At 68.6% G+C, this 14990-nt stretch carries 13 protein-coding genes; 3 read left to right on the top strand and 10 right to left on the bottom strand.

Annotated elements, in window-relative coordinates; translation table 11 throughout:
- The 10 genes from trbL to RSD66_RS03875 form a co-directional block, all read right to left on the bottom strand.
- Complete coding sequence (trbL, locus tag RSD66_RS03920; protein WP_415289066.1) at positions 1-1398, bottom strand: P-type conjugative transfer protein TrbL; 1398 nt, start codon at positions 1396-1398, stop codon at positions 1-3.
- Between the two features lie 11 nt (positions 1399-1409).
- Entirely contained in the window at positions 1410-2042 is a 633-nt protein-coding gene (locus tag RSD66_RS03915) for a conjugal transfer protein TrbJ (RefSeq protein ID WP_415289065.1), read from the bottom strand.
- 79 nt (positions 2043-2121) lie between these two features.
- The gene (gene trbE / locus RSD66_RS03910; protein WP_415289064.1) at positions 2122-4575 is read right to left on the bottom strand and encodes a conjugal transfer protein TrbE; all 2454 of its coding nucleotides are present in this window, start codon (positions 4573-4575) and stop codon (positions 2122-2124) included.
- A gap of 9 nt (positions 4576-4584) precedes the next feature.
- Positions 4585-4863: a VirB3 family type IV secretion system protein gene (locus RSD66_RS03905; RefSeq protein WP_415289063.1), complete on the bottom strand. Its 279-nt coding sequence runs from the start codon at positions 4861-4863 to the stop codon at positions 4585-4587.
- Positions 4863-5183, bottom strand: a complete 321-nt coding sequence (locus tag RSD66_RS03900) for a TrbC/VirB2 family protein (protein ID WP_415289062.1) — start codon at positions 5181-5183, stop codon at positions 4863-4865. Before RSD66_RS03900 ends, RSD66_RS03905 begins: the two co-directional genes overlap by 1 nt.
- 512 nt (positions 5184-5695) lie before the next feature.
- Positions 5696-7231, bottom strand: coding sequence for a hypothetical protein (locus RSD66_RS03895; protein ID WP_415289061.1), 1536 nt, complete (start codon positions 7229-7231; stop codon positions 5696-5698).
- A 59-nt stretch (positions 7232-7290) separates the two neighbouring features.
- Entirely contained in the window at positions 7291-8211 is a 921-nt protein-coding gene (gene trbB / locus RSD66_RS03890) for a P-type conjugative transfer ATPase TrbB (protein ID WP_415289060.1), read from the bottom strand.
- Positions 8208-8621, bottom strand: a complete 414-nt coding sequence (locus tag RSD66_RS03885; protein ID WP_415289059.1) for a hypothetical protein — start codon at positions 8619-8621, stop codon at positions 8208-8210. The genes trbB and RSD66_RS03885 overlap by 4 nt, the downstream gene beginning before the upstream one ends.
- A complete protein-coding gene (locus tag RSD66_RS03880) occupies positions 8608-10509 on the bottom strand; it encodes a type IV secretory system conjugative DNA transfer family protein (protein WP_415289058.1) in 1902 nt (633 codons plus the stop codon). The genes RSD66_RS03885 and RSD66_RS03880 overlap by 14 nt, the downstream gene beginning before the upstream one ends.
- Positions 10510-10784: 275 nt before the next feature.
- Entirely contained in the window at positions 10785-11084 is a 300-nt protein-coding gene (locus tag RSD66_RS03875) for a hypothetical protein (RefSeq protein WP_415289057.1), read from the bottom strand.
- A gap of 100 nt (positions 11085-11184) precedes the next feature.
- Here RSD66_RS03875 and radC point away from each other — a divergent pair, with 100 nt between their 5' ends.
- The 3 genes from radC to RSD66_RS03860 are packed head-to-tail and all read left to right on the top strand — an operon-like array spanning position 11185 to position 14854.
- Positions 11185-11865, top strand: coding sequence for a RadC family protein (gene radC, locus RSD66_RS03870; protein ID WP_415289056.1), 681 nt, complete (start codon positions 11185-11187; stop codon positions 11863-11865).
- On the top strand, positions 11862-12773 hold the full coding sequence (locus RSD66_RS03865) for a toprim domain-containing protein (protein ID WP_415289055.1): 912 nt from the start codon (positions 11862-11864) through the stop codon (positions 12771-12773). Before radC ends, RSD66_RS03865 begins: the two co-directional genes overlap by 4 nt.
- Positions 12774-12811: 38 nt before the next feature.
- On the top strand, positions 12812-14854 hold the full coding sequence (locus RSD66_RS03860; protein ID WP_415289054.1) for a ParB/RepB/Spo0J family partition protein: 2043 nt from the start codon (positions 12812-12814) through the stop codon (positions 14852-14854).
- The last annotated feature ends 136 nt before the right edge of the window (positions 14855-14990 follow it).

Genomic DNA, 14990 nt, shown 5'->3' with positions numbered 1-14990 from the left:
TCAATCCTCGGTTCTGACGGCGGGGCTGAGGGCGCCGCTGTTCTCTCCGGCCGGCATGAGGGCGCGACCGGAGTTGGCGATGAAGAAGGCCTGAAGGGCGGCGGACCGGCCGGTTGGGCGACTGCTGCTCGCCGAGTTCGGCCCTTCCCCTGACAGGGAGGGTCTGGCGCGCTCCCTGGCCTCGGGGGCCGGCCCGGCCGAACGGGCGGACGACGACCGGCGTGCAGGGGAGAGTTCGTCTGAAGGCGGGGACGGAGCGGTCGGTCCCTCGGGGGATGAGCCCGAGGATGGCGCAGGATCCGATCGAGACGAACCCGTGACGCGCCCGCCGCCGCCAGACTGAGCGCCGGCGCCCCGCCCGGAGCTGGGCCCCGAGCGGGGCGACGGTCGGGGGCCCCCTCCTGACGGAGCCCCTCCGGACGAGGGGCCGCTACCGGCCGAACGCCCCGCCGACGCGGCTCCCGCCGCAGACCTTGACGAGCCGCTGACGGCGGCCGCTCGTCCGGCCATGGCCCCGGCGCCGGCCGCGCCTCCGGCGACGAGCGCCCCCGCCCCGGCGACCGCCAGTCCGCCGGTCAGGGCGGCGCCCGCGCCCAAAGCCGGGCCGCCCGTAACCAGGGCCGAGGCCAGGTTGGGGATGAAGATGGCCAGCATCGCCAGCAGCAGGGCGGCGACCAGGATGGTCAGGGCTTCATAGATGTCGGGATCGGCGGAGGGCTGGAGCTGATCGAAGATCGTCCGGGCGCCGGAGACGACAATGGCCAGGGCCAGAACCTTGAGCCCTGACGAAACGACATAGCCGAGGGGTCGTTCGGCCAGGAAGGCGGTCTTGTTCCAGATCCCGAACGGCAGAAGGACGAAGCCGCCCAGGGTGACGATCTTGAACTCCAGAAGGGAGACGATGATCTGCAGGGCCAGGACGGCGAAGGCCAGCATGATGCCGATCATCGCCAGACCGAGGATCAGGGCGTCGGCCATATTGCCCATGACGTCGAGCGGGTTCTCCACCGGCGCCGGCGTCTCCCCCAGCGCCTTCACGATCTCCCAGCCCTGCTGGAGGATCGCTCCGGGGTTCAGGAACTCCTCGCGCGACAGGGAGTCTCCCCCTGCCGTCAGACCCAGCTCCAGAAAACCTGCGTAGATGGTCTCCGACAGGGCCTGCCAGTCGTTGATGATCCAGGCGAAGGCGCCGATCAGCAGCACCTTTCCCAAACCCGAAGCCAGGACGTCTCGATTGGGCGAGAGCGCCCACTGGATCCCTGTCAGGGCCACGACGAGCGCGATCAGCAGACCAAAGACGCCGTTGACCGACCCGGACAGGGCGTCGAAGCCGGCGGTGACGGTGTTGGAAAACACCACCATCAACTCGTTCGGGGTCTCCATTCCGGGGCCGGCCATGACAGCGCGCCTCAGTCCCTGGCGTGGGCCAAGGGGTTGAAGGACGGGGCGGCCGGCGTGGAGGTCCCGCGTTCCCAGAAGCGGCGGCGCGCCTCGATCGCGGCTTCGCGGTCGGCGGCCTGGCGCGCCGCGCCTTCCGCCATCACCCGGGACTGGGCCAGAAGCACGGTCCGCATGCTGGCCAGCTCCTCTGCGAGAACGGACAGCATCTGGGTCGAGGACTGGATCGCCGCCGTCTCGCCTTCCGCCGCCTCGCTGGCGGCCATGGCGCCGCGCAGGCGGCCGTCACGGCTCTGGGCGAGGCGCTCGAGTTCCGCCGCCGTCCGCGCCAGGTCCTCGGCCGTGCGTCGCGCCGTCGCGGACCGATCAGCGCCGAGGGCCGTGAGGTCCGAGAGGGAGAGATCGTGCGGATATAGATCCGCGAACTGCCGCTGAACGCCGTCGAGGGTCGAGGCCGCGCCCCGGACCGTGCGCGCCAGCTCGCCGATGTCGCGTAAGGTATCATATGATTCCGCGAGATGGCTGTAAGGCGAGGCGGCGAGACTGCGGGCCTGATTGGCCAGGGCCCGGGCCTCATTGGCGAGGCTCTCGATCTGCCGCGCGGCGGAAAGCATGGCTTCGACGTCGGCCTTGGCGTCATACACCACCCATTGCGCGCTCGCCGGTTGGGGCGCCGCCGCAAGCGTCAGCGAAAGCGCTGCGAACCCGCAGAGCCAGCGTCGGCTATTCAGCCGCGAGACGATGGGCGACGGCCGGATAGAAGCTGTCGAAGACGTTGTCGACATGATGGACTCCCTTGGCTTTGAGGAATTCGCGAGCGAAGCGGTCCGGCCGCGGATCGGTCGGATCGAGCGTCGCTGCGACGCTCTCGATGAGGGTCTGGTCGTCGGGAGACGAGGCGCCGCATAGGGCGAGCCCGGCTCCGCTGAGCTTGAGGTCGAACAGCCGACGCCCCTCCGGCTGGCGCAGGTAATAGGCGCGCTTGGGCGTGGCCCAGGCGATCAGCTCGAGCTGCCGTCGGTTGAGGCCGAACATCCGGTAGAGATCCGCCGACGCCGGCTCGAGCGCCCTTGGGTTGGGCAGGAAGATCTGGGTCGGGCAGCTCTCGATCAGAGCCGAGGCGATCGAGGAGCGGACGACGTCGTCGAGGGACTGGGTGGCGAAGACGACCGCGACGCCCTTCTTGCGAAGGGTCTTCAGCCATTCCCGGATGCGGGCGGCGAAGGCCGTTTCGCCGAGGAACAGCCAGGCCTCGTCGAGGATCAACAGGGTCGGCCGACCGTCGAAGCCGCGCTCGATCTCGTGGAACAGGGCCGCGAGCACCGGCGCCACCGCCGACGGGGTCGCCATCAGGCTCTCGAGCTCGAAGCATTCGAAGAAGGCCAACGCCTCGTCGTCGGGAGCGACCCCGTCGATCAGGGCGCCGTGCGGTCCCTTGAGCGTGAGGGGCTCCAGGGCTGCGGCCACAGCCTTGTCCTGAACAAGGGCGGTGAAGACCGTCAGCGTCCGCTGGGCCACAGGGGCCTGGCCCAGCGCCCCGAGCGCGGTCCAGATCTCCTCGCGGATACGCGGCGTCGGCTCCAGGCCGGCGAGACGGACTGCGTCGGCCAGCCACTCCGAGGCCCAGGCGCGCTCGGCTTCATCCTCGATGCGCGCCAGGGGCTGCAGCGTGAAGGCGCCGCCCGGCTGCAGCGGATGCCACCGTCCGCCCGCCGCCAGCGCCGCGGCCCGGGCGCTGCGCCCCTTGTCGAACACGACCACCCGCGACTGAGGATACCGAAACCATTGAAGGGCGAGGAAGGCGAGCAGCGCGCTCTTGCCCGAGCCTGTCGGTCCGACGACCATCGCGTGACCGACGTCGCCCACATGCAGGGTCAGCCGGAACGGCGTCGATCCACTGGTCCTGGCGACCGCCAGCGGCGGCCCCTGCAGGCGCGGATCTGATGTCGGACCGGCCCAGACCGCCGAGACCGGCAGGAGGTCGGCGAGGTTCAGGGTGGAGATCAGAGGCCGACGCACATCCGCATAGGGCTCGCCCGGCAGGGAGCCCAGCCAGGCCTCCACGGCGTTGAGATCCTCGGTCCGGGCGACGAATCCCTGAGCGTTGAGCGTAGCCTCGATCGCACGGGCCTGTTCCGCCGCCCGTTCGGGATCGCGCGCCATCACCGTGATCGTCGTCGTCAGATAGCCGTAAGCGCAAGCGTCCGAGCCGAGCGCCTCGAGCGCGCCGTCGCACTCGTCGGTCTTGGCGGCCGCATCGGTGTCGAGAAGCGGCACCTCCTCCTTGGTGATCGCCTCGCGCAGCAGGACGCCGACGCCCTTGCGTTTGGCGAACCACCGCTTGCGCAGCTTGACGAGCTCGACCTCGGCGTCCGCCTTGTCCAGACCGATCCAGCGCGCGCTCCAGCGATAGGGGAACGGCAAGGCCCCGAGGGCGTCGAGCAGTCCCGGCCGCGTGCTCGCCGGAAGCGCTCGCACCGAGACCACCTTGAGCGTTTGGCCGTCCAGCGTCGGAGACACGCCGCCGAGCAGGGGCGCGTCCGCCAGCCAGGCGTCGAGGAACATCGGCGTCGCGGGCAACGCGAGCTGGACCGACCTGGGAGATACGCAGTCGTGCAGCCAGGTCAGGAGCTGCCCGTCGGACAGCATTGCGACCTCCGGAAGGGCGTCGGCGAGAAGGTCGACGATCTGCGCGGTCTCGCGGGCGAAAGCGTCTAGGGCGGTGCGCCAGTCCCGGCTCGCCGGATCGGCGCCGTCGAAGAGGACGCGCTCCACCCGACGGGTCTGATCCGCCGGCGGAAGCCAGGTCAGGGCCGCCCGGTAGTCGGTCTCATAAGCCGGCTCGCTGGTCTCGAAGAGGGAGCGGCGCTCGGCGTCGACCAGCCAGGCCGCGGCGATCTCGAACTCGCTCGTGGGATAGGGCTCGGCGGGCCGGCGACGCGCCTCGACATGCAGGCACCATCCGCTGCCCAGACGCCTCAGGGCGTTGTTGAGCCGAGCTCGAACCGACATCAGCTCCAGGTCGGAGGCCGACTCCAGATCCGGCCCCCGGAACCGCAGGCCGCAGGTGAAGGAACCGTCCTTGTTCAGCACCACCCCGGGAGCGACCATGGCCGCCCAGGGCAGATGATCGGCCAGGAGCGCGGGCCGGCGGCGATGTTCATCCAGAAAGCGCATGATCAGCTCTCACGCATCGAGATGGCCCGGCAGGGCCATGTGGCGGCGAAGGACGTCGAAGAACCGCTTGTCAGCCCGCGCGGCGTAGAGGCCGATCGCGTGGGCGACCGCCCACCACAGGAGGCCCAGCCACCAGATCCGCAGCGCCAGCCCCAAAACCACCGCGACCGTGCCCATCAGGATGGCGTAGTCGCGGGGCATCCCCGCCAGGGTGACGGGCTCGGTCAGGGCTCCCGCGACCGGAAGATCCCAGCCTGACGGGCGGTGATCGGACGACGTCTCGGACATCAGGCGATCTCCGCCCCACCGGCGAAGCCGAAGAACTGCAGGAAGAAGGTCGAGGCGGCGAAGGCGATCGACAGGCCAAAGAGAATCCCGAGGCCTCGCCGCATGGACGAGCCGTTCTCGCTCATGGCGACCCCGGCGCCGAACAACACCACCGCCACGACGGCGGCGGCCTGGACGACCGGCCCGGTGATCGATTCCACGATCTGCTGGAGCGGTCCCTCCCAGGGCATCCCGGACCCGCCCGCCAGGGCCTGTCCGGCAAAGAACAGGCCGCAAGTCACCGCCGCGGCCGAAAGGCCACGTTGAAGTAAACGTCGCATGTTTGAGTTCCTGTGGTCGGGCCGGAAGGTCGGCGTTGACGATCTACAGCAAGCAAAACCATCTACAGCCTGTCAACGCGGCCTGTGAATATATTTTTACAGCGGCTTCTTGCTTCTGGACCGGCCTCGAAATCCATCGACCGCCCATAGAAATCTCAGCACGGCGCAAGTCGTCCACGACTTTCTTCAATTCACCCGGAGGGCACGTCATCGCTGACTTCAGACCCCAATGCGTCTGGATTTCGCCGGATTGCGCGACAGGGCGCCGACGAGAGAATCGGATCGAAGCCAGGCCTCCCGAAAGCGCGAAGCGCGTGATGTCAGAAGCTTGTGGTACCGCCGAATATTGTCGGGCGTGGTCTGCGACGGATCAGCATGGGACGGGCGGATGCCCGGGAGCCCTAAAGCACGGGCCCGCCGAGCCGTCCGCCACCGCCTGGAAGACGGCGAACAAGCGGTCGCGGCGGTCGTCCATCGACGTCGGCGATCGCGCCGACAGACCCTGAGCCGTGTCAGGCGGTCTCGCGCAGGAAGCCGTCCTCGTCCTCGACCTGCGCCTCCTCCCCCTGTCGGTTGGGACGGAACTGACGCCCCATGCTCCGACGGGCGCTCTGGATCGAGTCATAGAAGTCGTCGGCCGCGAGGCTGAGGCTTTCCGGCGCGAGGGCGTAACGCACGGCGTCGGGATCCCATTCCTTGTTGAGCTGCTTGGCCAGGGCGAACACCACCGCCCGACCGACGCGCAGGAGCATGCTTTTCTCCGCCTGTCGAACGGCGGCTTCACGCATGCTGTCGAGGTCGGCGACCGTCGCATAGGAGGCCTTGAGCGCATCCTTCATCTCGCCGATCGACGGATAGAGCATGTTGAGGAACAGCTGGCCGTTCTCGTAGTACCGACCAGTCCGCCCCTTCAGCTGTTTCTCCTCGATCTCCTCGACTGTCCTCAGCAGGACGATCTCGGGGGCGCGTTCGCGGTCTTTCCAGAGATCGGCCGCCTTCGACCCCTGAGGAGCAAGGTTCAGATCGATGTGCTTTGTCTTCGGCCTAGAGGCCCCGCCGGCTCCTCCCTCGCCGTCTCGCTGGGACTGGGCGCCCACGCCGCTCGCCGTATCGACCAGACGGATTCCCGTGGGCGTCGGCCTCGGGGAGACCCAGCGAACCCGCAGGTCGTCGAGCAGCTTCTGGAGTTCGTCACGGATGTCGTCGCTGGGGGTGCTCTCCGGCGCGAACGACCGAATGATGTGGATGAGCCACTGTGGGCGATACTGGGCGACGAGGTCGCCGAGATGGGCGGCTTGAACGGTGTCCTGCTCGCCGGCCTGGTATCGCAGGAACTGACGATAGGCCTCCGGCAACACGTCGGCGTCGTCAGGCAGTTCGATATGGACGGAGATGTGCTTCGATCCGAACGGAATGCCGAACAGGGGGGCATTGACGGCGCGCCCGGTTTTCACGTCATAGAGCTCGTCACGATAGACGACGCCGGCGAGGCTCAGGGCCGACCGGATGGCGCCGCTGATCGAGCGGTTATGGCTCGGCGACTTTTCATAGGGCGGGTCGTAGAAGTAGTGGATCTTCACGCCGCCCGGCGCTTCGACCGTCTCGGTGCGCTCAAAGGCTCCGGCGGCGGCGCGTCGCGGCAGGGGCTCGAAAACCCGTGTCCCGTCTCCGAGCTTGTGCGTTCCAGCCAGCAGGGTCACGCGCAGGCCGGCAAGCAGGCGGTAGAACCGGTGATACCGGGAGGTGGCCCGCCACTGCGCATCGACCACCGGATCGCCGTTGTAGGGCGCACGGGCGGTCTCCTGATCCGCCTCGTTCCCCAGGAGGCGAACTTCCGTCCAGTCATCCGCAAGGTCGTATCCTTCCTCGGCGGCCAGCTCGGTCACATCGATGACCTCGACGAGGTCGCCGTTCTCTAGCGTTCGCCGAAGACGCCCGTACCGCCCGTCGCGCTCGCAGAGGATCACCTCATTGACCGCGCCGGATTTGCAGGTGCGATAGACCAACCCCAGTCGGTTGGACGGCAGGGAGGCAACCTTCGCGCCCATCCCGAAGTTCGCGTCCAGCCCCTTCTGCTTGCGGATCGACGAGCGCGCGATACCCCGCGTCAGCTTCCAATGGGCAGCAGGTCATCGACGACCCGGCCCGTCCGGGTCCGTCGGATGTGGACGATGATGTCGATGGACTGGATGATCATACGGTGCGGGATCGCTGGCCCGACCTCGGCGATCAGGTCCTCGATCCGGGCCACGGCCTCGCGGGCGGAATTCGCGTGGATCGTCGACAGGCCGCCCGGATGCCCGGTGTTCCAGGCCTTGAGCGTTTCGAGCGCCGCCGACCCTTCTCGCATTTCTCCCACCACGATCCGATCGGGTCGCATGCGCAGAGCGTCACGGACCAGATCGACGACCCCGATCGGGACGGGGTGGCGGCGTGTGAGGGTGGCGACGAGATCCCACGCGGAACATTGAAGTTCAGGGGTGTCTTCGATCAGGAAGACACGATCGTTCGCGAACGTCGGCTCCGCGAGCAAAGCATTGGCGAGCGTCGTCTTCCCCGAACCCGTACCGCCCGAGATCAGCAGATTCCGGCGATCGCGCACCGCGGCCCGCAGGACCTCGGCCTGACCCTCTGTCACCACGCCGTCACGGACATAGTCGTCCAGGGTCCAGATCACGGCGGGTCGTTTCCGGATCGAAAAAGCGGGCGCGGCGGTGACCGGCGGGAGGAACCCCTGGAACCGTTCCCCGGTGACCGGAAGAACCCCTGCCAGACGTGGATTCTCCCGGGTGACCGGATCCCCCACATAGTCCGCGATCAACCGGATGACGCGTTCCCGGGCTTCTGACTCCAACCCATAACCTGTATCGGCGCGCCCGGTCCCGACGCGATCCAGGACCAGGCGTCCATCCGGATTGACGAGGACTTCGACCACAAGCGGATCGGTCAGCGCCGCAAGGATGTCGGGCCCCAGCGCGTGGCGAAGCGCCTCCAGCTTTCGTTCGCCGACGATGGGATGGACGCTCATTCGACCGTCCCGCGCTGCGGCCTGCCGCTCGAGATCAGCCGTGCGGCCGTGTCGTCGAGAAGCTGTTCGATCCGTCGGTCCACAGCGGCGCGGGCGACAGGATCCTGATCCGTGACGGCGTCCGGCAAACGCATGAAGAAGGCGCGCGCGACCTCGATGACCAGCTCCTGGATGATCTGCACGTCTCGCGCCGTCGACCGCATGTGGTCTCTCAGCGCGCGGTCGAGCTGGAGCAGACGGTCGTCCGGATCGGCCGGGAGGCTTCTGGCCAGGCCCTTCGCAAGCGAGCGTCCGGCGGCCTGGCTGATCGGGATGTTGGCCGAGCGCGCTTCCCGCTGCAGGGCGGCGACCACGCGGGGGTCCGTGAGATAGACCTGAATCCGCGTCGCCCCGGTCTCACGCCCGCCCATCGCCGCCTCCCTGCAACCCGTCGAGCACCGCCTGTTCCGCCGCGAAGGCCGTCGAGATCCGCTCGTAGGTTTCGGCCGCCTTGGCGGCGACCCGTCGATCATGGATCGCCGCCTCTACCTCCTTGAACAGCGGCAGAGCCGCCTCTGGATCCTCGCCCAGACCCCGTCGCCCCGCCCAGGGGTGAGCCGGAGCGCCGGGCGTATCGACGCCAGCCGCCTGATCCGGCGGCGGCAGGTCCGCGCGGGCCCGGAAGGGCCGCTCCTTGTCGTAGAGGACCTTGCGTGTCCGCAGCGGCCTGTGCCCTGCCGCAAAGGTCAGCTGCACCTCGTCCGGAAGCGCCCGGATTTCGCCAGGCTCCAGCAGGGGACGTTCGATCTCGGAGCGGGACACCGAGCTTCGGCCGGCGCCCAGCCCCGCCGGGCCACTGCGGCTGGTCTTTCGCTCCAGCACTATGCCGGTGAGCTTGGACACCTTGTCCTGCGTCAGCGGATCGAGAGCGCTGAAGGCGGTGTAGACATGGCAGTTGTCGAGGATGGTGTTGTTGGCCCCATAGGTCTCGACGATGTCGTTCAGGGACTGGGCGACGAACATCGTCTTGATGCCGTAGCCGCTCATCAGGCGCAGGGACTTCTCGAAGAACGCCAGACGGCCCAGCAGGGGAAACTCGTCCATGAGCATCAAAAGACGCCGGCGCTTCTCGCGGCCTGCGTCGTCGGCGTGCTCGGCGGCGGTCAGGGCCTGTGCCGCCGCGTAGAAGAGAAGCCGGATCACCGGTCGCAAGGCGACGGCGTCGGCCGGAGCAACCTGCACATAGAGGGAGATCGGCGCCTCCGCGCACATGAGGTCGCCGAGCGCGAAATCCGATGCCGACATCGCGCGAACCAGATCGTCGCCGGCGAGCCACTTGAGATAGCTGCGCGCCGTGCCCTGCACCGACGTGCGAAAGCGGTCGTGCATCGCCGCGTAGCCCTTCACCGCCGTGGAGATGAAGGGATGGACCTCGGGGACGCCCTCGGGACCCAGACGATGAAGGGTCCGGACCATCACGTCGGCGGCCGCGTCCAGATCGGCGAGGATCGTTCTCACCGTCAACAACGTCTTGTCCGCGTCCGGCGCCGTGTAGAGGACGTGCAGGATCACGGCCTCGAGGATCTCGGACGCAGCCTTGTCCCAGATGGCCTCGTCGTCCCGTGCGCCTCCAGGATCGCTGAGGATGGCGACCAGCCGCTGGACCTGCGCCAGTTCCTGGGGCCCCGGTCTGATCTCCGCCAGAGGATTGAAGCGCGCGGACGCTGGGTCCCGCGGGTTGAAGTAGAGCGCATGACTGTGCTGGGCGCGCCAACCGGCGGTCACCCGCCACAGCTCACCCTTTGGATCATGGACCAGGACGCTGTCGGTCCAGCTCAACAGGGTGGGCACGACATGGCCCCGCCCCTTCCCCGCCCGGGTCCCGCCCGTCACGAGCGTCGGGCGCAGGTCGGTCGTGGCCAGAAGACGGCCCTGCAACCGCCCGAGGATGCAACCCGCGTCGTGCCTCAGGCCCGCACGGCGAGCCTCCGCAAGACCACCCCACCCGCGTGTTCGCTTCACGGCGCCGCCGTCGAACAGAAGCAGGCCCCCGGCGCCCGCGGCTATCACGAGCATGAAGACCGAGAGCGGCAGGGCGAAGGCGTCCGCCTCCGCCGCCCCGAACCTCTGACGCCAGACGAGGATCATCCAGGGCCAGTAGACGCCCGTCTCGTCCAGCCGGAGCGCGGGTCCCAGCGTCACATGATAGCGATAGAGCCAGGCGAAGGTCTGGGTGGACGCCTGAAGCGCGAGGAGCAGGGCGGCGGCGAGACCGGCGAGGCGCGCTGGCGGCATGGCGACCATCCGTTCGAAGACCATCGAAACTTCGAGGGAGAGGGCCGTTTGAGGCGACTTTCTGGCCGCAAATCCAGTCCGCGGGCGCCGTCGACGCCGATATAGAGGCGCGTCACGCGGGCGAGCCGCTTTGCACGATCCGGCTGGGCCGCAATATATTCTCGCTGTCGGTTCGTCGCTGAGCCGTGACGGGTCAGTTGCCGTCGTCGCGCACCCCGGCGGCCCTCAGGAGGTCGCCGACGCGACGACCGTCGAGCCAACAGGTCGCGATCACCCGATCATAGGCGATTACCCGGTCGCTACGTCCTCGCGTCGCCACGCATTCGAGACGTCGGCCCCATCACCAGACGGCGCAATTGATCACGGGCAGCGCGTCCGCCCGGTGCGTTGAGCTCCGGGGCATTGAAGTCCGCGAGCCTCACCTCGATCCAGGTGGAGGGGTTCGTGCTGTCGCCGACGCAGAGCCCGTCGCCGTCGCCGACATAGCGGGCTTGCCCGGCGAAAACCTGACCGGCGCGATCCGACAATCGCCCCTCGCACGGATCGGCATGGGCGATCGCGGGTGCGGCGAGGAGCGGGAGGATGAGCCACCATTTCATGGGCCCAACCTAGGCCGACCCGGTCGGATCGAAAAGCGCGATCGGGAAGAAAGGAAGGGCGGCCGGGAATGCTCCGATTGGGAGCTTGCTGGAGACCGCCATGCGCCCGCTTCCTGACCTCGAACCCGCGATCGCCGCAGTTGTGCGTTCGCCCGACACGAGTTCCCTCGCGAACCTTGACGACCGCGCCCTCCTGGCGCTTCTGCTCGGCCGCAGCATGCGCCAGACATCCATCCCCGCCGTGGACGCCCTGTTCGACCGGTTCGGCGACATCGCCGCGATCGCTTCTGCCGATGTGCCGGAACTCGCGCGCGCGAGCGGACTGGGACCAAGGGCGCTGACCGATCTCAAACTGCTCCGTGTGCTCAGCGAACGGCTGGTCCGCGCCGAGGCTTCGAGACGGCCGGTCATCACCAGTTGGACGGCCTTGCTCGCCTATGTCCGGGTCGCCTTGGCCGAGGAGCCCCGCGAGCAATTCCGGGCCCTGTTTCTCGACAAGCGCAACCGGCTCCTGAGCGATGAACTGGTCGCCCACGGCACGATCGACCATGCCCCCGTCTATCCGCGCGAGGTCGTGCGGCGGGCGCTGGAGATGTCGGCCGCATCCATCATCCTCGTCCACAATCACCCCTCCGGCGATCCCGAGCCGTCCCGCGCCGACATCGAGATGACGGGGAAGATCGTCGACGCCGCCAAGGTCTTCGACATCCAGGTTCACGATCATCTGGTCGTCGGGAGGGATGGTACGGCCAGCCTGCGCACCCTCGGGCACTTCCGGTGAGCCTGCGCCAGATCGTGACGATCCTCGGCGGAGACCTCTACCAGAACGGCTTGCGCGCCAATGTGCCGGCGCCCGGCCATGGGAAGGCGGATCGTTCGGTCTCGTTGCTGCTCGATGGCGGTCGGGTCGTCATCCACACCTTCGGTGCGGCCGATTGGCGGGAGGTGCGCGACGACCTGCGGCGGCGCGGAATGGTCGATCCCGGCGGTCGGCTCCTGGGCGTCGCGGACACGCCGGAGAGGCCCGTGATCGACCACCCCCGACGGCGGGCGGTTGCGGGAGCGCTCTGGCGGGATGGGGTAACGCCCGCCCGGACCGGCGTGGTCGCACGTCACCTCGCCGTGCGCCGCGTCGGCTGGCGGGAGGACCTCGACGACCTGCTCGAACATCCCCGCGCCCCCTTCTCGGTCTACCGGCCGGGGCGGCGCGCCGGACGCGCGATGATGACCGGGATCCGGTCGCCCTCGGGGGATCTCACGGCCGTCGAGCTCACCTATCTCGCGACCAACGGGCAGGTCGCATCGGGTCTGAGCGTTCCCCGCAAGACCGTGGGCCAGGTCCCGTCGGGATCGGCCGTCCGTCTGCGTCCCGCGGCGGCGCGGATGCTGGTGGCCGAGGGCGTCGTGACCACCCTGTCCGCCATGGTCCGGTTCGACCTGCCGGGCTGGGCGCTCATGTCCGCCGGAAACCTCTCGCGGTGGCATGCGCCCGACCAGGTCTCGACGGTTCTCATCGCCGGAGACCGGGGCGAAGCGGGAGAGACCGCCGCGATGCGCCTGGCGAACCGGCTCGAGCGCGATGGCGTGGAGGCGGTCCTGGCCTTTCCCCCGCCCCCGTTCGGCGACTGGAACGAGGTCGCCCGAGACCGTCAGAAAGCAGGAAAGGAAGGGCGCGGGCGGGCGCCGTAGAGGCGGGGATGGACCTCGCCTGCGGCAGGAGAGCCCTCATGTCCCGTTCCACCGCCGTCGCGGTCGTCGCCACCCCCTTCCAGGTCGCCTCGACCCGTAACCGCCCGCTGGTTCATCTCCGTGATCTCGACATCGCCCCGGAGAACCTTCGCTTCGGCGAGCCCCCCGACGATGACATTCCTCTGTTTGCCGAGACCCTGTTCGCCGCCGGTCAGCTACAGCCCCTGACCGTCCGACCCGGTCGAAAGAAGGAAGCCGCCAACATGGCGCTCGACGGCCGGCGGCGCTTGCTGGCGCTTCGTCTTCTGGTCGAACAGGGACGTATCGACGACAGCTTCCTCGTCGATGTCTTCGTCGAGACGGATCCCGCCCGCCAGGCCGCGGCCGTCCTGCTCACCAACACGGCCGTGCCGGTCCATGTCGCCGACATCATCGCGGCGATCGGCCGAATGCTGAAGGGCAAGCTCGGCGTGCCCACGATCGCCAAGGCGCTGGGATACGCGGAGATCGACATTAAGCGTCTCGCGGCCCTTTCCGCCCTTCCGGACGTCGCGCTTCAGGCGCTGCGGCTCGGCCGGCTGAACCTGCGCCAGGCGCGCCTGCTCGCCCGTCTGAACGACTCGGACGAGCAGGCAGAGCTCGCCAGTATGGCCCTCGAGGGTCACGGCTTTCAGGACTGGCGCGTGACGGAAAAGCTCGACGAGGGTCGCGTGACCGCCCGCGACGCCCGTTGCGCGCTGGTCGGCCCGGACCGCTACGCCCAGGCTGGGGGACGCACCGAGACCGACCTCTTCGGCGAGTTGCCGCCCGTTCTGCTGGACCCGTCCATCCTCACCCAGGTCTGGACGAAGCGTGCCCGCGAAATCGCCCTTGTGCATGAAGCCGAAGGTCTCACGGTTCACGTCACGGCGGGTCCCACGCCGGATCTGCCCGAGGACCTGGAACCCGCCGGCTATGTCTACGGCGGCACGCTTCCCGCAGCTGAGATGGCGAACTATCGCGACAAGCGGGACGCCTTCAACGTCCCGGCCGAGGCGGTCACCGAAGTACTCACCGAGACCACCGACGCCGAACCGGTCGACATGGCCATCGACGCGATGATCCGTGCGCGACTGGCGATGGACCAGGCGGGATGGGGTGGACGCGCAGCGACGACCGTCGTGCTGCGACCGGCGGCGCGCACGGGGATCGAGATTCAGTGCTTCACCCCCGAAGAACCGGACGTCGAAGAGGAGGCGGACGGCCGGGATACGGAAGCGACCTCGTGCGTGGCGCCGGCGCCGGCCTATCAATCGCCTTCAGTCGAGACTCCCGAGCCCGAAACGGAAGGCGTGAACCACGCCCTCCACGCCGTGCGAACGGACGTGGCAACACGAGGCCTGATCCGCGCCCTGGCTGACGATCCCGGCGTCGCCTTCACGGCGTTGATCGCTCGACTGTTCAGCGAGGTGGCCATCCGGATCTACGGCCAGCGTTCCGAGGCGGCGCTCGCTTTGACGGCTTCGGCTTTCAAGCCGGCAGGCGGGCGGGTGATCGACAGCCTCGACGGAGACGTTTGGCGCCGGATTGAGGATCGGCGAGCTGCGTGGGAGGCTTCGGGTCAGACCGTGATCGCCTGGGTCCACGCCCTCGCCCACGGCGACAAGATGGCTCTGCTGGCCGAACTGACCGCTCTCACCATCGATCTCCGCGAGGAGCGGACGACCTTGATCCGCCGCGCCGCCAGGGCCGAAGCCGCCGAACTCGCCGAACTCTGCGGCGCCGACATCAGTCTGCACTGGACGCCGGACGCCGAGTTCCTGAAGCCGCATTCCAAGGCCCTCCTGCTGAAGATGCTGGAAGAGATGGACCGCGCGGATGTGAGAGCAGGTCTGCTGAAGAAGGCCGATCTGATCCCCTGGGTCGAGGAGAACGCGGCCGAGAAGGGATGGGCGCCGGCCAGCCTGTCCTGGACCGCGCCCCCCGAGGCTGACGATCCGGTTAGCGACAGGGCCGAAGAGAACGAAGGCGACGCTGACGATGGAGCGGGCGCCTTCGAGGTCACTGCTGAAGGCGAGGCGGCGCTCGACGACGCCGCCTGATCCAGGCGCGAAGACGGCGAGGCCTGCTGCGACACCGTCGCGGCGGGCCTTCGTCATGGAAGGCGGGAGGAAGGGTAGCAGGGCGCGAGCCTGGAGGACCGGAGGGATGAGCCCGCCGCTCCGGGCGACGGAGCCG

The organism is Brevundimonas sp. S1H14 (assembly GCF_047716865.1).
In the GTDB taxonomy this organism is placed as follows: domain Bacteria; phylum Pseudomonadota; class Alphaproteobacteria; order Caulobacterales; family Caulobacteraceae; genus Brevundimonas; species Brevundimonas naejangsanensis.
The sequence above is the reverse complement of the archived record's forward strand: the minus strand, read 5'-3'. Positions and strand labels throughout refer to the sequence as shown.

Bases quoted from the DNA above. Each gene is read 5' to 3' on its own strand.
- trbL (WP_415289066.1), bottom strand. From the start codon at position 1,398: ATGGCCGGCCCCGGAATGGAGACCCCGAACGAGTTGATGGTGGTGTTT.
- trbE (WP_415289064.1), bottom strand. From the start codon at position 4,575: ATGCGCTTTCTGGATGAACATCGCCGCCGGCCCGCGCTCCTGGCCGAT.
- RSD66_RS03905 (WP_415289063.1), bottom strand. From the start codon at position 4,863: ATGTCCGAGACGTCGTCCGATCACCGCCCGTCAGGCTGGGATCTTCCG.
- RSD66_RS03900 (WP_415289062.1), bottom strand. From the start codon at position 5,183: ATGCGACGTTTACTTCAACGTGGCCTTTCGGCCGCGGCGGTGACTTGC.
- RSD66_RS03895 (WP_415289061.1), bottom strand. From the start codon at position 7,231: ATGGGCGCGAAGGTTGCCTCCCTGCCGTCCAACCGACTGGGGTTGGTC.
- trbB (WP_415289060.1), bottom strand. From the start codon at position 8,211: ATGAGCGTCCATCCCATCGTCGGCGAACGAAAGCTGGAGGCGCTTCGC.
- RSD66_RS03885 (WP_415289059.1), bottom strand. From the start codon at position 8,621: ATGGGCGGGCGTGAGACCGGGGCGACGCGGATTCAGGTCTATCTCACG.
- RSD66_RS03880 (WP_415289058.1), bottom strand. From the start codon at position 10,509: ATGGTCTTCGAACGGATGGTCGCCATGCCGCCAGCGCGCCTCGCCGGT.
- RSD66_RS03875 (WP_415289057.1), bottom strand. From the start codon at position 11,084: ATGAAATGGTGGCTCATCCTCCCGCTCCTCGCCGCACCCGCGATCGCC.
- radC (WP_415289056.1), top strand. From the start codon at position 11,185: ATGCGCCCGCTTCCTGACCTCGAACCCGCGATCGCCGCAGTTGTGCGT.
- RSD66_RS03860 (WP_415289054.1), top strand. From the start codon at position 12,812: ATGTCCCGTTCCACCGCCGTCGCGGTCGTCGCCACCCCCTTCCAGGTC.